The sequence below is a fragment of the Variovorax glacialis genome, assembly GCF_051216375.1.
Taxonomy (GTDB): Bacteria; Pseudomonadota; Gammaproteobacteria; order Burkholderiales; family Burkholderiaceae_C; genus Variovorax.
In genome coordinates this window covers 154,480-171,060 of record NZ_JBPJZT010000011.1, presented here as the reverse complement: position 1 = coordinate 171,060, position 16,581 = coordinate 154,480, and the positions used below count along the sequence as shown (strand labels likewise).

16 protein-coding genes are annotated in these 16,581 nt (G+C 63.9%); 4 read left to right on the top strand and 12 right to left on the bottom strand.

Translation table 11 applies throughout. The features are described 5' to 3' along the window. Positions 1–63: 63 nt before the first annotated feature. The 8 genes from ACSFBL_RS25780 to ACSFBL_RS25745 all read right to left on the bottom strand — a co-directional run bounded on the left by ACSFBL_RS25780 (position 64) and on the right by ACSFBL_RS25745 (position 9,202). Positions 64–780, bottom strand: a complete 717-nt coding sequence (locus ACSFBL_RS25780) for an ABC transporter ATP-binding protein (protein ID WP_435518662.1) — start codon at positions 778–780, stop codon at positions 64–66. Position 781: 1 nt separating this feature from the next. Next, positions 782–1,552, bottom strand: a complete 771-nt coding sequence (locus ACSFBL_RS25775; protein ID WP_286602697.1) for an ABC transporter ATP-binding protein — start codon at positions 1,550–1,552, stop codon at positions 782–784. Between the two features lie 17 nt (positions 1,553–1,569). After that, complete coding sequence (locus tag ACSFBL_RS25770; protein ID WP_435518661.1) at positions 1,570–2,751, bottom strand: branched-chain amino acid ABC transporter permease; 1,182 nt, start codon at positions 2,749–2,751, stop codon at positions 1,570–1,572. 10 nt (positions 2,752–2,761) lie between these two features. After that, the gene (locus ACSFBL_RS25765; RefSeq protein WP_435518660.1) at positions 2,762–3,691 is read right to left on the bottom strand and encodes a branched-chain amino acid ABC transporter permease; all 930 of its coding nucleotides are present in this window, start codon (positions 3,689–3,691) and stop codon (positions 2,762–2,764) included. 224 nt (positions 3,692–3,915) lie between these two features. Then, positions 3,916–5,208, bottom strand: a complete 1,293-nt coding sequence (locus tag ACSFBL_RS25760; protein ID WP_435518659.1) for a replication-associated recombination protein A — start codon at positions 5,206–5,208, stop codon at positions 3,916–3,918. A gap of 49 nt (positions 5,209–5,257) precedes the next feature. Beyond that, positions 5,258–5,890 (bottom strand): outer membrane lipoprotein periplasmic chaperone LolA, encoded by a 633-nt coding sequence (lolA, locus tag ACSFBL_RS25755; RefSeq protein WP_435518658.1) that lies wholly within the window; start codon positions 5,888–5,890, stop codon positions 5,258–5,260. Positions 5,891–6,015: 125 nt separating this feature from the next. Beyond that, complete coding sequence (locus ACSFBL_RS25750) at positions 6,016–8,397, bottom strand: DNA translocase FtsK (RefSeq protein WP_435518657.1); 2,382 nt, start codon at positions 8,395–8,397, stop codon at positions 6,016–6,018. Between the two features lie 130 nt (positions 8,398–8,527). After that, positions 8,528–9,202, bottom strand: coding sequence for a Crp/Fnr family transcriptional regulator (locus ACSFBL_RS25745; RefSeq protein WP_435518656.1), 675 nt, complete (start codon positions 9,200–9,202; stop codon positions 8,528–8,530). A 163-nt stretch (positions 9,203–9,365) separates the two neighbouring features. On the opposite strand from ACSFBL_RS25745, the gene trxB reads away from it, so the two are divergent. The 3 genes from trxB (at position 9,366) to rpmG (ending at position 10,921) form a co-directional block, all read left to right on the top strand. Next, complete coding sequence (gene trxB / locus ACSFBL_RS25740) at positions 9,366–10,325, top strand: thioredoxin-disulfide reductase (RefSeq protein WP_435518655.1); 960 nt, start codon at positions 9,366–9,368, stop codon at positions 10,323–10,325. A 177-nt stretch (positions 10,326–10,502) separates the two neighbouring features. Then, a complete protein-coding gene (rpmB, locus tag ACSFBL_RS25735) occupies positions 10,503–10,736 on the top strand; it encodes a 50S ribosomal protein L28 (RefSeq protein WP_028251282.1) in 234 nt (77 codons plus the stop codon). 11 nt (positions 10,737–10,747) lie between these two features. Next, entirely contained in the window at positions 10,748–10,921 is a 174-nt protein-coding gene (gene rpmG / locus ACSFBL_RS25730) for a 50S ribosomal protein L33 (protein ID WP_007830291.1), read from the top strand. Positions 10,922–11,064: 143 nt separating this feature from the next. Here the strand turns inward: rpmG and ACSFBL_RS25725 are convergent, their stop codons facing one another. The 3 genes from ACSFBL_RS25725 to ACSFBL_RS25715 all read right to left on the bottom strand — a co-directional run bounded on the left by ACSFBL_RS25725 (position 11,065) and on the right by ACSFBL_RS25715 (position 15,568). Beyond that, entirely contained in the window at positions 11,065–12,279 is a 1,215-nt protein-coding gene (locus tag ACSFBL_RS25725) for a DesA family fatty acid desaturase (RefSeq protein ID WP_435518654.1), read from the bottom strand. A gap of 130 nt (positions 12,280–12,409) precedes the next feature. After that, the gene (locus tag ACSFBL_RS25720; protein WP_435518653.1) at positions 12,410–13,681 is read right to left on the bottom strand and encodes an RsmB/NOP family class I SAM-dependent RNA methyltransferase; all 1,272 of its coding nucleotides are present in this window, start codon (positions 13,679–13,681) and stop codon (positions 12,410–12,412) included. A gap of 27 nt (positions 13,682–13,708) precedes the next feature. Next, positions 13,709–15,568: a M48 family metallopeptidase gene (locus ACSFBL_RS25715; protein WP_435518652.1), complete on the bottom strand. Its 1,860-nt coding sequence runs from the start codon at positions 15,566–15,568 to the stop codon at positions 13,709–13,711. A gap of 35 nt (positions 15,569–15,603) precedes the next feature. On the opposite strand from ACSFBL_RS25715, the gene ACSFBL_RS25710 reads away from it, so the two are divergent. After that, positions 15,604–15,840, top strand: a complete 237-nt coding sequence (locus ACSFBL_RS25710) for a DUF1653 domain-containing protein (RefSeq protein WP_435518651.1) — start codon at positions 15,604–15,606, stop codon at positions 15,838–15,840. A gap of 21 nt (positions 15,841–15,861) precedes the next feature. Here ACSFBL_RS25710 and purN read toward each other — a convergent pair whose 3' ends face one another. Beyond that, the gene (gene purN, locus ACSFBL_RS25705) at positions 15,862–16,446 is read right to left on the bottom strand and encodes a phosphoribosylglycinamide formyltransferase (protein ID WP_435518650.1); all 585 of its coding nucleotides are present in this window, start codon (positions 16,444–16,446) and stop codon (positions 15,862–15,864) included. Positions 16,447–16,581 lie beyond the last annotated feature (135 nt).

Here is a 16,581-nt window from a genome sequence, read left to right as displayed (position 1 = left end):
CAACCCCCTTTCAGGGGGCAATGCCTGCGGCCCGGCGAAGCCGGTTCCGCGGCATTCCTGAACTCACTCGCCCAGGTAGGCGGCGCGCACCTTGGGGTCGCTCAACATCACCTTGGCGTCGCCGCTCATGGTGATCAGGCCCGACTCCATCACGTAGCCGCGATCGGCCAGTTGCAGCGCACGGCTGGCGTTCTGCTCGACGAGGAGCACGGTGACGCCCTGGTCGTAGACCTGCTTCACGACTTCGAAGATCTTGTCGACCATGATCGGCGACAGGCCCATCGACGGTTCGTCGAGCAATAGCACCTTGGGGCGTGCCATCAGCGCGCGGCCCATGGCGAGCATCTGCTGCTCGCCGCCGGACATGGTGCCGGCGAGCTGCGTCGCACGTTCCTTCAGGCGCGGAAAGGTCGCGAAGACGCGTTCGATGTCCTTCGCGATCTCGGCCTTGTCCTTGCGGATGTAGGCGCCGATCTGCAGGTTCTCGGTGATCGTCATGCGCGTGAAGACGCCACGGCCTTCGGGCACCATCACCAGGCCTTCGCCGACCAGATCCCAGGCGCCGCGGCCCTTGATGCTCTTGCCGAGAAATTCGATGTTGCCGCCCAGGAAGGGCTGCGTGCCGGTGATGGCCTTCATCGTCGTGGTCTTGCCGGCGCCGTTGGAGCCGATCAGCGACACGAGTTCGCCCTCGTGCACCTCGAAGTCGACGCCCTTGACGGCCTGGATGCCACCGTAGGCCACCTTCAGTCCGGTGACTTTCAAAAGAGTTTGCGCCATTTCAGTGTCCTCCCGTGCCGAGGTAGGCCTCGATCACCTTTTCATTTCTCTGCACGTCGGCGGGCGTTCCCTCCGCGATCTGCTTGCCGTAGTCCAGGACCGTCACGCGGTCGCACAGGCCCATCACGAGCTTCACGTCGTGCTCGATCAGCAGGATCGTGCGGTCGTCCTTGCGGATCCGGTCGATCAGTTCGCGCAGGAGGACTTTCTCGGTGGCGTTCATGCCGGCCGCGGGCTCGTCAAGCGCGATGAGTTGCGGATCGGTCGCCAGCGCGCGGGCGATCTCGAGGCGGCGCTGGTCGCCGTAGCTCAGCGTGCGTGCCTTGTAGTCGGCGAACTTGCCGATGCCGACATAGTCGAGCAACTGGTGCGCACGATCGGCAATCGCCGCCTCCTCGGCCTTGAAGCCGCCGGTGCGGAAGATGGCGCCGAAGACACCCGAATGCGTGCGGATGTGGCGTCCGACCATCACGTTCTCGAGCGCGGTCATCTCCGAAAAGAGGCGGATGTTCTGGAATGTGCGTGCGATGCCAGCCTTGGCGACTTCATGCACCGCCGTCGGCTGGTAGGGCTTGCCAGCCAGTTCGAACGTGCCGCTGTCGGGCGTGTAGAGGCCCGTGATGACGTTGAAGAAGGTGGTCTTGCCGGCGCCGTTGGGGCCAATCAGTCCGTAGACCTGGCCGCGCTGGATCTTGATGCCGACATCGGAGAGCGCCTGCAGGCCGCCGAAGCGCTTGGAGATGCCGTGAACGTTGAGGATGGTTTCAGTCATTGTCGTGCTCCCGTCGCTCACGGATTGATCGACATGGGTCGCGACGCGGCACCCGGCACTTCATCGGCCGGTGCCTCGATGCCGGGCGCTGCCGCCGGCATGCCGGACGCGGGGGCAGTCCCCTTCCGCGCCAGCGATTTCCCATGCTCCGGAGACGGCCACAGGCCGCGCGGGCGCACCAGCATGATGATGATCATCGCCAGCGCGATGAACAGTTGGCGCAGGATCGACGCGTCCAGGCGGCCATCGGTCATCGCCTGCAGCGGGCCGGCGACATAGCGCAGCACTTCGGGCAGCGCAGCCAGCAGGACCGCGCCGAGGATCACGCCCGGGAGGTGCCCGATGCCGCCCAGCACCACCATCGCCACGATCATCACCGACTCCATCAGGCTGAAGGATTCGGGCGACACGAAGCCCTGGAACGACGCAAACATCGCACCGGACACGCCGCCGAAACTCGCGCCCATGCCAAAGGCCAGCAGCTTCATGTTGCGGGTGTTGATGCCCATGGCCTTGGCCGCGATCTCGTCCTCGCGGATCGCCATCCACGCGCGGCCGATGCGCGACACCTGCAAGCGGTGCGAGATGACGATGGTGAAGACCACGAGCGCCAGGAACAGGTAGTAGTACAGCGTCACCGACGAAATGGTGAAGCCGTCGAACTTCAGGGGCTTGCCCAGGTTGAGTCCCCAGAAATGGACCGGGTCGATCGCGGTGATGCCCTTCGGCCCGTTGGTGAGGTTGATCGGGTGATCCAGGTTGTTCAGGAACACGCGGATGATTTCACCGAAGCCGAGCGTCACGATCGCCAGGTAGTCGCCGCGCAGCTTGAGCGTGGGCGCGCCCAGCAAGGCACCGAACAGCGCCGCCAAGCCCAGCGCCGCCGGGATCACCAGCAGCAGCGAACTGTGCAGTCCGTTCGGGAACATGGCCTTGACCGCGGGGAAGGTGTCGGTCAGGTGAGGCGACGCCAGCAATGCATACAGGTACGCACCGATGGCGAAGAAGGCGACATAGCCGAGATCGAGCAGGCCGGCGTAGCCCACCACGATATTCAGGCCCAGCGCCAGCATGACGTAGAGCAGTGCGATGTCGGCGATGCGAACCCAGGCGTTGCCCTGGCTCTGCAGCAGCAGCGGCAGTACCAGCAGGCCGACGGCCGCGATGACGAAATAGACGATGGACTTGCTGTTCTTCATGGTGCGCTCCTCAAGCCCGGTCCGCCACACGCTCGCCGAGCAGGCCGGACGGCCGCAGCGTGAGCATGATGATCAGCACGATGAACGCGAAGATGTCGCTGTAGTGGCTGCCCAGCACATCGCCGGTGAGCGCACCGATGTAGCCCGAGCCGATGGCTTCGATCAGCCCCAGCAGGATGCCGCCGACCACCGCGCCGGCGAGATTGCCGATGCCGCCGAACACGGCCGCCGTGAAGGCCTTGAGGCCCGGAATGAAGCCCATCGCGTGCTGCGCGATGCCGTAGTTGGACGCATACATCACGCCGGCCACGGCGGCGAGCACGGCACCGATGATGAACGTTGCCGAGATGACCATGTCGGGGCGGATGCCCATCAGCGCCGCGACGCGCGGGTTCTCGGCGGTGGCGCGCATCGCGCGGCCGAGCTTCGTGTAGTTGACCAACCAGGTCAGGATGGCCAGGCAGATCGCCGTGACGCTCAGGATCATGACCTGCGTCGGCGAGATCACCGCGCCGCCCACATGGATGGGCGTCGTCGACAGCAGGTTGGGATAGGCCTTGTTGGTGGGCTTCCAGATGATCATCGCGAGCGTCTGGAGCAGGATCGACATGCCGATCGCGGTGATCAGCGGCGCCAGCTTAGGGCTGTTGCGCAGCGGCCGATAGGCCACCTTTTCGATGACGAAGTTGAGTGTCGCGGCGACGACGCAGGCAATGAGCAGCGCAATGATCAGGATGATCCAGCCCGGCGTGCCCGGCATCGACTCCTGCATGAGGCCGATGATCGTCCAGCTCGTGAGCGCTCCGACCATGAGCACTTCACCGTGCGCGAAATTGATGAGGTTGATGATGCCGTACACCATGGTATAGCCCAAGGCTATCAAGGCGTACATGCTGCCGAGAACCAGACCGTTGATGATCTGCTGCAGCAAGATGTCCATATCGAGAGTTCCCTAATTTTGTGGCGGCACCCTTGAGAGGTGCCTCAGCTGACCGGGCGTACCGGATTGACGCCTGGTTTCACTTAGCAAAAAACCCGCCAGCATGTGTCGACGGCGGGTTTGTGGGCGGGATTGTAGTCACGCGCGGGCGCCAATTCGGTGCGTTTCCGACGGGGGTTTTCCCGCTGGCGTGCGAGGGAAGGCGGGCGTGAAGTTTCTGGTTTTCAGCGGGAAGCGTCGCGATTTCGATTGCGTAGCTCGCGCAGCTTTTCCGCGATGCGGATTTCGAGTCCACGCTCCACCGGGCGGTAGAACGGCGGGGGGTCGAGGCCCTCCGGCATGTACGTCTCGCCGGCCGCGAAGCCGCCCTCCTCGTCATGGGCGTATCGATAGCCTTTGCCGTAGTCGAGCTGCTTCATGAGCCGAGTCGGTGCGTTGCGCAGATGCATCGGCACCGGACGGGTGCCATCCGACTTGATCAGGGCGCGCACCTCGTTGTAGGCCTTGTAGACGGCGTTGGACTTGGGCGCGACCGCGAGATAGACCACGCATTCGGCCAATGCCAGCTCACCTTCGGGTGAGCCCAGACGCTCGTAGACCTCGGCGGCATCGAGTGCGAGACGCAATGCGCGCGGGTCGGCCAGTCCGATGTCTTCGCTGGCCATGCGAACCAGGCGACGCGCCATGTAGCGCGGATCGGCGCCACCGTCGAGCATGCGCACGAACCAGTAGAGGGAAGCGTCCGGATCGCTGCCGCGTACAGATTTGTGCAGCGCGGAGATCGTGTCGTAGAACTGCTCCCCGCCCTTGTCGTAGCGCCGCATGCGCTCGCCCAGCACGCGCAGAAGCCAGTCGTCGGTGATGTTTTCGAGTTTCTCCGCGCCAGCAGCGACGGACAAAGTCTCCAGGGTGTTGAGGAGCCGGCGGGCATCCCCGTCGGCGTAGGCCACGAGGCGGTCCACGGCCTTGGCCTCGATGGCCGGCACGGCCCGGATGCCTTGTGCGCGCGTGACGATCTGCTTGAGGTCGTCTTCGCCGAGCGGCTGCAGCACGTAGACCGCCGCCCGGGACAGCAGTGCCGAGTTGACCTCGAAGGAAGGGTTCTCGGTGGTCGCGCCGATGAAGGTGAAAAGGCCCGACTCCACGTGCGGCAGGAAGGCATCCTGCTGGCTCTTGTTGAACCGGTGGACCTCGTCGACGAAAACGATGGTGCGTCGCTGCTCGAGACCGTCGCGTGCCGCAGTGGCGCGCTCCACCGCATCCCGGATGTCCTTCACGCCGCCGAGCACGGCGCTGATGCTCAGGAACTGCGCGTCGAACGCATCGGCCATGAGCCGCGCGATGGTGGTCTTGCCCACGCCGGGCGGCCCCCAGAGGATGCACGAGTGCGGCTGGCCCGATTCGAAGGCAATGCGCAGCGGCATGCCGGGGCCCAGCAGATGCTGTTGGCCGATCACCTCGCCGAGGTTCGTGGGTCGCAGGCGTTCAGCAAGAGGCTGATGAGTGGTGGCAGCCATCGGAAGCAGGTAGTGTCGCCCGGCATCCTAAGCTGCCCGCGTGATCAGCCTATTGCCGGACGACGTCTGCGCCTGCGGGCGTCTTGAAGGCGAAGGTGCCTGCAGGAAGCGCGGGATTGACTTCGACCTTGTCGAACTTCAGCACCGAGCGCTGGCCAAAACTGTCGAGGATCTCGAGCGCTGCCAGCGCCTCGCCCTGGAAACCGATCTGCACGTTCTGCAGTTGCCCGTCCTTGTTCTTCGGGCTCGCCTTGACCCACTGCAGCCCATCGCGATCCGGCGCGGCTTCCAGCGCGAAGTCGGTCTGCAGGGCCCGCAGATCCGGCGCTGCCGCGATCAGCGCCGCCGGCGTCGAACCCAGCGCCTGCGCCTGCTTGCGCTGGGTGACCTGATTCAGGTCCGCGTCATAGAGCCACAGCGTTTCCCCATCGGCGACGATGGTCTGGACGAACGGCCTCTTGTAGTCGAACCTGAATTTGCCCGGCCGCTGGAACTCGAAGGTCCCCGTGGACACCTTCGCGCGCGACGCCTGCCCATCTTTGGGCGGCGAGGTCACGGTTTGCGTGAACTCCGCACGGCCAGACTTCACCGATTTCACAAAGGCCTCCAGGCTTTCCATCCCCCCGGCAAAAGCGCCACTCGCCGACGCAACGAGCCAGGCACCAACGATCAGTCTCTTCATAACCATCTCAATTCTCCAAGGCAGCCAGGCCCGTCCGTGAAACACCGCGGAACCGGCTCCGCCGGTCCGCCGGTGTTGCCCTCTGCAGGGGGTGGGCGGCCACACGAAGTGGGCAAGCCTGGGGGTTAGTCCGATTTAGGCACCAGGATTTCGCGTTGTCCGCTGCCACTCATGGCACTGACCAGACCTGCGTTCTCCATGTCCTCGACCAGGCGCGCGGCGCGGTTGTATCCGATCTTCAGGTGACGCTGCACCAGTGAAATGCTGGCCTTGCGGTTCTTGAGCACGACTTCGACCGCCTGGTCGTACATCGGATCCTTCTCGCCGCCCTCGCCGCCGCCCTCGCCCAGCAAGTCGCCTTCGCCGTCGACGGTACCGCCTTCGAGCACCCCTTCGATGTAGTCCGGTTCCCCTTGTGACTTGAGGTAGGCCACCACCCGATGCACTTCCTCGTCGCTGACAAACGCGCCGTGGACACGGACCGGCAGCCCGGTGCCGCTCGGCATGTAGAGCATGTCACCCATGCCCAGCAGCGCCTCGGCGCCCATCTGGTCGAGGATGGTGCGCGAGTCGATCTTGCTCGACACCTGGAAGGCAATGCGGGTCGGGATGTTCGCCTTGATGAGACCGGTGATCACATCCACGCTGGGCCGCTGCGTTGCCAGGATGAGGTGAATGCCGGCCGCACGCGCCTTCTGGGCCAGCCGGGCGATCAGTTCTTCGATCTTCTTGCCGACAACCATCATCAGGTCGGCGAGTTCGTCGATGACGACGACGATGTGCGGCTCGCGCGCGAGCGGCTCGGGACTGTCGGGCGTGAGGCTGAAGGGGTTGTAGATGAACTCCTCGCGCGCCTTTGCCTCGTCGATCTTGGTGTTGTAGCCCGCCAGGTTGCGCACGCCCAGCTTGCTCATGAGCTTGTAGCGGCGCTCCATCTCGGCCACGCACCAGTTGAGGCCGTGGGCCGCCTGCCGCATGTCCGTCACCACGGGCGCCAGCAAATGCGGGATGCCCTCGTACACCGACATTTCGAGCATCTTCGGGTCGATCATCAGCAAGCGGACATCGCGCGCCTCGGCCTTGTAGAGCAGGCTCAGGATCATGGCGTTGATGCCGACCGATTTGCCCGAACCGGTCGTACCCGCCACCAGCACGTGCGGCATCTTGGCCAGGTCGGCCACCACGGGATTGCCGACGATGTCCTTGCCGAGGCCCATCGTGAGCATCGACTTGCCTTCGTTGTAGACCTGCGAACCCAGGATTTCGCTGAGCTTGATCGACTGCCGCTTGGCGTTCGGCAATTCGAGCGCCATGTAGTTCTTGCCGGGAATCGTCTCGACCACCCGGATCGACACCAGCGACAGCGAGCGCGCCAGGTCCTTCGCGAGGTTGACGATCTGCGAACCCTTCACGCCGGTGGCCGGCTCGATCTCGTAACGGGTGATAACCGGGCCCGGCGAAGCCAGCACAACGCGCACTTCGACGCCGAAATCCTTCAGCTTCTTCTCGATCAGGCGCGACGTCATCTCCAGCGTGTCGGCCGAGACCGTTTCCTGCCGCGCCTGCGCCGCGTCGAGCAGGTCGACCTGCGGCAGCTTGCTGTCGGGCAGCTCGCGAAACAGCGGCTTCTGGCGCTCCTTGGCCACGCGGTCGCTGCGTGGCACTTCGGCAAGGGCGGGTTCGATCTGCACCGGCGGGGACGGCGCCTTGCGCTTGGGGCGCGGGACGATGCGCAGTTCCTCGTCGGGTGCATCGAGTTCCGGCTCCTGATCGGTCGACGCCAGCTCTTCGCGTTCGCGCACTGCCTGCTTGCCCATCGCGATGTCCTGGGCGATCTCGCGCTTTTCTCGGCGCGATTCGAACAGCGAGTAGAGACGCGAGCCGATGCGTTCCGCGATCTGGCCCCACGAAAATCGGAACACGAGTGCCGAGCCAACCACCCCGGCCGCGATGGCGATCAGCGCGGAGCCGGTGAATCCCATCCACTTCACGCTCGCCGGACCGACCAGATAGCCCAGGATGCCGCCGCCATGGCCCGGCAACCGGAACTCGAGTCGATAGAGACGCGACCATTCGAGCATGGCGCTGGCGCACAGAAGCAGGATCAAGCCGAACCAGAAAGCCAGCCGGCTGCGATTGAACGGGCCGCGCGGGGGTTGATCGCCCGAGCCAGCGTCTCCGCCCCGCATCCATCCGGCCAGTGAGGACAGCCAGACGCGCAGACCCGCCGCCAGGCACCACCAGACCGAGTACCCGGCCAGGAAATAGCTCGCATCCGCCAGCCACGCGCCGATGCGGCCGCCCCAGTTCTTGATTTCACCGCCCGTTCCGGACGTCGACCAGGCGGCGTCGGAAGGCGTGAAGCTCAGCATCGACAACAGCCAGAACAAAAGTGCGACGAAACCCGCGATCAGGGTGATCTCGTGCGCAAATCGCATCGCGCGGAGGCGCGCCGGTTGCGCCTCGTTCGACGAAGACGATTGAAGGGTGTTGAGCGAATAGGTCATGAACGGCACAGCCACCGGTCCGCAGTGGCGGTCCGGTAGCCCAGAGAAACTACAACGAAAACGATCGCGGCCGCGTTGTCAGGGCCGGCGACGTGGGGGCCACTGCGCGGCTGCGCGCGCGGCCAGACGGTCAGGTGAGCGATGAGAGTCGTTCCTTGACGATCATCGAGCCGTCCGGCTGGGTCTGCACGAACCCGCGCTCCTCCAAGTCCTTCATGACGCGGCTCACCATTTCGCGCGAAGCGCCGACCATCTTGGCCAGGTCCTGCCGCGAAATCTTGTCCTTCACCTTCAGGTTGCCCTGGCCGTCGTCGACCGCGAATTCGAGCAGCGAGCGCGCAACGCGGCCATAGACGTCCATCAGCGCCAGGGACTCGATCTTGCGGTCCGCATGCCGCAGACGCGCGACCAGCCCCCGCATGATGTTGTACGACATCGAGGAGTTCTCGGGCAGGCAGCGCGCGAATGCTTCACGGCCGAGCATCAGCACGTCGGTCTGGATCTCGGTGCGCACCGTCGCGGAGTGCGGCTCATCGTCGATCATGCTCATCTCGCCGATGTAGTCACCGGGTTGGAGCGTCGCGAGGATGACCTCGCGGCCCCGGCTGTCGGTGCTCATGACCCGGGCGCGCCCCGTCAGGATGATGTAGAGCGCATCGGACTTCTTGCCCTGTTCGACCACGACCTCGGCGCGCTTGAAACGCTTTTTGACGATCGCATCGGCGATGCTCGCGGACTGCGTGGGTGTCAGCGCAGCGAACAACGGCACGCGGCGAAGCAATTCAAGATTGGACAGCATCGACATTCATCAATCCCCGGATTCAGCGCGATGTTCAAATCGATGGATTAATACAATCGCGCGCATTGAAAACAGCCCCCGCCCGGTCTTGAACCGTACGGTGATACTCCATATCTATCACCCTGAAAATGTACACGCTGCCGCAGCGCCAATCCTAGGTTTTCTACTCATGTCCTCCCCACGCCACGCCAAGGTTCTTATTCTGGGCTCCGGCCCCGCCGGCTATACGGCCGCAGTCTACGCGGCTCGCGCCAACCTCCAACCCATGCTGATCACTGGCATCGCCCAGGGCGGTCAACTCATGACCACGACCGAGGTCGACAACTGGCCGGCCGACGTCCACGGCGTGCAGGGGCCTGATCTCATGCAGCGCTTCCTGGAACACGCAGAGCGCTTCAAGACCGAGATCGTCTTCGATCACATCAACAAGGTCGACCTGAGCAAGCGCCCCTTCACGCTGACAGGCGACAGTGGCGTCTACACCTGCGACGCATTGGTGATCGCCACCGGCGCCTCTGCGAAGTACCTCGGCCTCGACTCCGAACAGCACTTCATGGGCCGCGGCGTCTCGGGCTGCGCGACTTGCGACGGCTTCTTCTATCGCGACCAGGAGGTCTGCGTGATCGGCGGCGGCAACACGGCCGTCGAAGAGGCGTTGTACCTTTCGAACATTGCCAGCAAGGTCACGCTGGTGCACCGCCGGGACAAGTTCCGGGCCGAGCCCATCCTGATCGACAAGCTCCACGAGAAGGTCAAGGAAGGCAAGATCGAACTCAAGGTGCACAACACGCTGGATGAAGTGGTCGGCGACGACTCCGGTGTCACCGGCATCCGCCTGAAGAACACGCAGACGGGAGCGACCGAGCAGCTGGATCTCAAGGGCTGCTTCATCGCGATCGGACACCATCCCAACACGGATATCTTCCAGGGCCAGGTCGAGATGAAGGACGGCTACATCGTGACGCGCTCCGGGTTGCAGGGGTTCGCGACCATGACGAGCGTGCCGGGCGTGTTCGCCGCAGGGGACGTGCAGGATCACATCTATCGCCAGGCGATTACCAGCGCCGGAACGGGTTGCATGGCCGCACTAGACGCGCAGCGCTTTCTGGAGCAGGACGGAACGCTCTGACCGCCGGCTCGGGCGAAAGGCTATAATCCAAGGCTTTGCCGAATCTGCCACTCCTTTCGGAGCCTGGCTCATACGACAAGCCGGGGTACCGCCACCCGTTTCTGGCGAGGTCAAGCTGCAAACCACCTCGCAATCCGATTGCGTCCAGGTGCCAGCTGTTCAAGAAAGAGTGTCCACATGGCACGCGTATGCGAAGTAACGGGCAAAGGCCCGATGGTCGGGAACAACGTTTCCCACGCCAACAACAAAACCAAGCGCCGGTTCCTGCCGAACCTGCAATACCGTCGTTTCTGGGTCGAAACGGAAAACCGTTGGGTTCGCCTGCGTGTTTCGAGCGCTGCCCTGCGCCTGATCGACAAGAACGGCATCGATGCCGTGCTCGCAGACCTGCGTGCACGCGGCCAAGCTTAAGGAGCTGAATCATGGCAACGAGCAAAGGCGGACGCGAAAAGATCAAGCTGGAATCCACCGCGGGTACCGGCCACTTCTATACCACCAGCAAGAACAAGAAGACGATGCCTGAAAAGATGTCGATCATGAAGTTCGACCCGAAGGCGCGCAAGCACGTCGAGTACAAGGAAATCAAGCTGAAGTAATTCAGCTCGGAACCACAAAAAACCCGCTGCGAACCAGCGGGTTTTTTGTTGTCTGCCTTATTGAGACTGCGGCGAGCGAATGAATCCTTCGGACACTAAAAAGCCGGCGCGAGCCGGCTTTTTAATTGAGCAGACCGATCGCGTCAGGCACGTGCCGCGCGCAAGCGCGTCGAGAACTCGCGCAGACCTGCAATACCGCTTGCTTCCGCACGGTGGCACCAGGCAGCAAGATCCGCGGCAAGCTGCTCACGCGACTGGGAAGTGTTGAGCCAGAGCTGGCGCAGCTCTTCTCGCATCGTCACCATCTTGTCGAGGACAGGATGCGCAGCACGGGCCTGCACCAGGTGCGAGCGCGCGGCGGCGGGCACCTTGTCGTCGTCACGGTGCAACCAGCGCTTTGACGCCTTGAGAACGGAAAGGTCCGCACCCTTGGCCTTCAGTTGCGCGAGCTCGTCGCGGGTCGCGCGGCGCATTTCGCGCGCATAACCCGCCATCACTTCGTACCGATTGGCGATCAGGGCCTCGAGCGTCTTCTCGTTGGCGACGGGGACAACATCACCCATCTGCATCTTCGGCGGCACCTTCTTGACCTTGGCCCAGCCGATCTTCTGCATCAGGCTGATGTAGACCCAGCCAATGTCGAACTCGTACTTCTTGACCGAGAACTTGGCCGAAGTCGGGTAGGTGTGGTGGTTGTTATGCAATTCTTCGCCGCCGATGATGATGCCCCACGGAATCAGGTTCGTGCTGGCATCGGTCGCCTCGAAATTGCGATAGCCCCAGAAGTGGCCGATGCCATTGACGACGCCGGCAGCCCAGAACGGAATCCACAGCATCTGTACGGCCCAGACAGTCAAGCCCAACCCGCCGAACAAGGCAACGTTCAGGATGAGCATCAAGCCGACGCCTTGCCAGCTGAAGCGCGAATACAGGTTGCGCTCGAGCCAGTCGTTGGGCGTGCCGTGCCCGAAACGCTCCATCGTTTCCTTGTTCTTCGATTCCTTGCGGTACAGCTCGGCGCCGCGCCACATGACTTCGTCGATGCCCTTGACCTGCGGGCTGTGCGGGTCTTCCTCGGTTTCGCACTTCGCGTGGTGCTTGCGGTGGATGGCGACCCATTCCTTCGTCACCATGCCGGTGCCGAGCCAGAGCCAGAAGCGGAAGAAATGCGACGGGATCGGGCCCAGGTCCATGGCCCGGTGCGTTTGCGTCCGGTGCAGGAAGATCGTGACGGCTGCAATCGTGATGTGCGTCGTGACGAGCGTGTACAGCACGACTTGCCACCACGTGAGGTCCCACAAGCCGTTTCCGAGCCAGTCGATGGCCGCGCTCAGTACGGCAGAGTCAGGAAGCAACATTGAATTCGGTACTCCATGGCCACACGAAGGTGCAGCCTCCAGGTAACCGGCAATTTTAAAGGTTCGGCCCCCAAAAGGGGGTTAAATCCTTGATACATCGCAAGTTTTCCCCTTCTTTGGAGCTTTGCACCTACTTGCGGTTCCACACCGCAGCGAAGAAGCCGTCGGTGGCATGGCGATGTGGCCAAAGTCGGAGGTAGCGCTTGCCGTTCTCTCCGCCAGCGCACAGGGATTCAGCCCCGGGGACCTTCAGGGCGTCAAGCACCTCCGCTGCATCGAGCGCCTGAAAATCGGGATTGGCCGCGCTAAACGCCTCCGCAATGGCTTCGTTTTCCTCGGGAAGCACGCTGCACGTGGCGTAGATCAGGCGGCCGCCTGACTTGACCAGGCGCGCCGCACTCTGAAGGATCGCCGCCTGCTTGACCGTGAGTTCCTGCACCGACTGCGGTGATTGACGCCATTTCAGGTCCGGATTGCGCCTCAGGGTGCCAAGGCCCGAGCAAGGAGCGTCCACCAGGACGCGGTCGATCTTGCCTGCGAGCCGCTTGATCCGATCGTCGCGCTCATGGGCGATCGCGGCGGGATGCACATTCGAAAGCTTGCTGCGTGCAAGCCGCGGCTTGAGCGCGTCCAGGCGGTGCGCCGACGTATCGAATGCATAAAGGCGACCCGTATTGCGCATCGTGGCGCCGATCGCGAGCGTCTTTCCCCCCGCGCCAGCGCAGAAATCGACGACCATCTCACCCCGCTTGGCGTCGAGCAGCAAGGCCAGCAACTGGGAGCCTTCATCCTGCACCTCGACCGCGCCGCGCGCGAATGCGTCGAGCTTGGTGAGCGCTGGCTTCCCGTCGACGCGAAGTCCCCAGGGCGAAAACGGGGTCGGAACTGCCTTGATCGAGGCGAGCGACAGCTCCTTTTGCACTTCGGGCCGCTTGTCCGTGAGGGCATTGACCCGCAAGTCCAGCGGCGCAGGCTGCTGCAAGCTCTCGACCAATGGCCAGAACTGGTCGCCGAGCTGCGCCTTCAGCGGCGAAACCAGCCATTCGGGCAGGTTGTGCCGATGCCGTTCGAGCAGGTCGTCCTGCTTGACGGCGTCGCAGTTGTCGAGCCAGCGCTTTTCCGTGTCGTTGAGCGCACTTTTAAGAAAGTCGCGCGGGCCATGGAAACCCAGGATCGCCATGCGCCGCTCCTTCGGGCCGCTGCCTGAAGGCGAAAGGTGATCGAAGAGCAGCTTCTTCCGCAACACGGTGTAGACCGTCTCGGCCAGCGTGGCGCGCTCGCGCGGCCCCAGTTCGCGATGGTCCCGGAAAAAGCGGGAAACGACCTGATCGGCCGGGTGATCGAATTTCAGGACGAGGCCGACCAGATCGGCGCTGGCCTCAAGAAGGGCTTTGGGGTGCATCCCCCATTGTCTCAGTCGCCAGCCGACCTAGATGGTGCTGCGCGCCCAGACCTGCCCGAATGCCAGCCGCTCGATCTCCGCGAGCGTCGGCGAATGCCCTGCCCAAAGCACCAGCGCAGCGCCCGGCAGACTCAGGGTGTGCTCGAGCTGCCTGCAGAGGTTCCAGCGCTCTTCGTCGGAAAGCATGGGAAGCTCGAGGAAAACCACATAGGCACGCCGCCAAGGGAATTCGCGGAGGTTCTTGCGAACCACCCACGCCCGGGAGATCGCGCTGCAGCGCACGAGGTCGGCGCGCAGTTCGCCCAGTTCAAACTCGCTCAGGTCGTGACGAGTGATCTGGCTGAAGTAGGGCGTCTCGGTGATCTCTTCCCACGCACGTTGCTCGGCCTCTTCCGCCGTCTTCGCCCTGTCACGCCAGAGCTTGAGCGCCCGCTCGTCGTGAGCGCCAGTGTCGGGATCCTCGAGCAGCGACACCGCCGTCTTGGCCGCCCACCACCGGCTGGCCGCGCTCGATTCGTGCAGCTTCTCGAGCACCTCGAGGCGCGCCGGCCGATCTTTGGCCGGCAGCATCTGGGCGAGTCCGCGCAATGCACCGGGGTGATTCGCGGTCATCTGCAGTGCGCGTTCGTAGATGCCACGCACGTCGGCAGTCGCGTCGACCCGGCGCGAGCAGTCGGCCCATTCGACCATCTCGTCGGCGTTATTGCGCCCGGCGCTGGCCGCCAGCGCAGCGACCCGCTCGCGCACACGCACGAGGTAGGCGTGGTGCTGGGTCCAGTCATTGGCATGAGCCCGGCACCATTCCTCGTCGAAATGTGCGGTCCATTTCTCCGGGTCGCCCAGCAACGCGAGCGCAGATTTCGCTGACCAGGATGGCAGCGCCGCCTTTTCGTCCAGCGCTTCCAGCCGGTCGCGGAGCACGGGATGGGTGTCATCGACATCGCTGACGCTACGGAGCGCACTGCGCAAGGCCGTGCGCGCGAACTCGTCGTCGACAGGCGCGCAAAGCTTCTGCGCCATGGCCGAGAACGGTCCGGCCGGCATCGGCTCGTCGACCGCGCGCGACCAGTGCGACGGCCAGAATTCATCCGCATACCAGGAGCCCTTGACCGCGATCTCCGTCAGGGCGCCCGCAACGACGCGCGTGCCCAGCAGACGCGCGGCGACGCGATCGGCTTCGTACTCGTCCTGCCGCGCCAGCGCAAAGGTCTTGGCGGCAAAGCGCGGGAAGTACCAGCGAAAGAAGGCCTGCGATGCAAAAGCCATCACGCCGTCGTCGCGCTGGAAACTCGCGTCCAGCTTGAGCCAGGACAGCCGGGTCCGGTAGATCCAGGCGCTCAGCTTCCCATGGTTGCCACGCAGATGGCCGTACTCGTGGGCCAGCACCGAGAAGAGACGGCGCCGGTCGAGCGCCATCAGGAGCGGCAGCCCGACGCTGAGATAGTTCACCGCGCCGCCAAAGAGTCCGAAGCGCGGCAACTGCCGGATGCTCGCGTTGAAATCGCGGTCGAGGTAGACGCGATGGACAGGTGGACCGTCGATCTTGTTTCGGATCCGATCGAGCGCCTCGAACAGGGCCGGCGCATCCTCGCGTTCCAGCGCGACGCCCTCGGGTTCGTCGAAGCGCACCCAGAGTGCGCGCAAGGTGGCCCACAGTAGGCCCAGCGCGAACAGCAGGAGCCATCCCCGGGTCACGCTGAAACGCGATCCCTGGCTGGTCGAGGAAATGATCCAGGAGATGATCCCGACGGCAAGGGCGAGGCAGGCAAACACCCAGAGATAGCCCAATGCGGCAAATGCAGCGACGCCGCGGCGATAGCCGGTGCTGTCGTCAGCGCTGGCATGCTCGCTCAATCGAACGAGATGAACAAAATCAGCCCGATCCATCCCGACCTTTCACCCTTTTGAAGGAAACACCCAGCGTGACCGACAACGACCTTCCGCCCCTGATCGAGACCCCGCCCGGCCGCTACCGCCACTACAAAGGCGGCGACTACGAGGTTCTTGGCACGGTCCGACACAGCGAAACACTGGAGCCGATGACCCTCTATCGCGCGCTGTACGGTCAGCGCGGCCTTTGGGTACGACCCGCGGCGATGTTCGGGGAGACCGTGGAGATCGGCGGCTCGTCACAGTTGCGCTTCGTCAAACTCGACTAGAGATTCGAAGCGCAGATTGTGTCAGTTTGTTTCTACAAACCACGCCGCAATGGCGCGCGGGTAAACCCTATGTTCTTGCGCTAATACACGGGCGGCGAGAGTTTCTTCGGTGTCGCCCGGCATCACGGGCACTGCCGCTTGCGCCAGGATTGGTCCGTGGTCGAGTTCGACCGTCACTTCGTGCACGGTCACGCCGGCCACCCGGCAACCCGCCTCGATGGCGCGGCGATGGGTGCGCAGCCCTGGAAATGCAGGCAGCAGCGAAGGATGAATGTTGAGCAGCCGCCGCTCGTAGCGGGTCACGAAGCCGGGCGTCAGGATGCGCATGAAACCCGCAAGAACCACCAGCGCCGGCGAATACTGGTCGATGGCGTCGGCCAGCGCCGAATCGAAGTCTTCGCGCGTCGGGAAGTCCGTGTGCGAAACCACGGCGGTCGGAATGCCGTGCTCACGCGCCACGGCCAGTCCCTGTGCGTCCGCCCTGTTGCTGACGACCGCCGCAACGCGTGCGCCGAAACGCGTGGCCCATCGCTCTTTCTCGGCAGCGCGAACGATGGCGGCCATGTTCGAGCCACTGCCCGAGATCAGGATCACAATGTTTTTCATGGGACGCGGGATTATCTGTGCTCGTTTCCCCGAGTCCCGGTTTGTCGCGACGCGGACACCTTGGACTAGCACGACCGTGCTAAAACTGCCGATTCCCTAGAGACGCCGCGCCCGCGGCGGTCGATCAACACAGCG

Bases quoted from the DNA above. Each gene is read 5' to 3' on its own strand.
- ACSFBL_RS25780 (WP_435518662.1), bottom strand. From the start codon at position 780: ATGGCGCAAACTCTTTTGAAAGTCACCGGACTGAAGGTGGCCTACGGT.
- purN (WP_435518650.1), bottom strand. From the start codon at position 16,446: ATGAAAAACATTGTGATCCTGATCTCGGGCAGTGGCTCGAACATGGCC.
- ACSFBL_RS25745 (WP_435518656.1), bottom strand. From the start codon at position 9,202: ATGTCGATGCTGTCCAATCTTGAATTGCTTCGCCGCGTGCCGTTGTTC.
- rpmG (WP_007830291.1), top strand. From the start codon at position 10,748: ATGGCAACGAGCAAAGGCGGACGCGAAAAGATCAAGCTGGAATCCACC.
- ACSFBL_RS25720 (WP_435518653.1), bottom strand. From the start codon at position 13,681: ATGCACCCCAAAGCCCTTCTTGAGGCCAGCGCCGATCTGGTCGGCCTC.
- ACSFBL_RS25765 (WP_435518660.1), bottom strand. From the start codon at position 3,691: ATGGACATCTTGCTGCAGCAGATCATCAACGGTCTGGTTCTCGGCAGC.
- ACSFBL_RS25715 (WP_435518652.1), bottom strand. From the start codon at position 15,568: ATGGATCGGGCTGATTTTGTTCATCTCGTTCGATTGAGCGAGCATGCC.
- ACSFBL_RS25750 (WP_435518657.1), bottom strand. From the start codon at position 8,397: ATGACCTATTCGCTCAACACCCTTCAATCGTCTTCGTCGAACGAGGCG.
- ACSFBL_RS25770 (WP_435518661.1), bottom strand. From the start codon at position 2,751: ATGAAGAACAGCAAGTCCATCGTCTATTTCGTCATCGCGGCCGTCGGC.
- lolA (WP_435518658.1), bottom strand. From the start codon at position 5,890: ATGAAGAGACTGATCGTTGGTGCCTGGCTCGTTGCGTCGGCGAGTGGC.
- ACSFBL_RS25725 (WP_435518654.1), bottom strand. From the start codon at position 12,279: ATGTTGCTTCCTGACTCTGCCGTACTGAGCGCGGCCATCGACTGGCTC.
- ACSFBL_RS25760 (WP_435518659.1), bottom strand. From the start codon at position 5,208: ATGGCTGCCACCACTCATCAGCCTCTTGCTGAACGCCTGCGACCCACG.
- ACSFBL_RS25775 (WP_286602697.1), bottom strand. From the start codon at position 1,552: ATGACTGAAACCATCCTCAACGTTCACGGCATCTCCAAGCGCTTCGGC.
- trxB (WP_435518655.1), top strand. From the start codon at position 9,366: ATGTCCTCCCCACGCCACGCCAAGGTTCTTATTCTGGGCTCCGGCCCC.
- rpmB (WP_028251282.1), top strand. From the start codon at position 10,503: ATGGCACGCGTATGCGAAGTAACGGGCAAAGGCCCGATGGTCGGGAAC.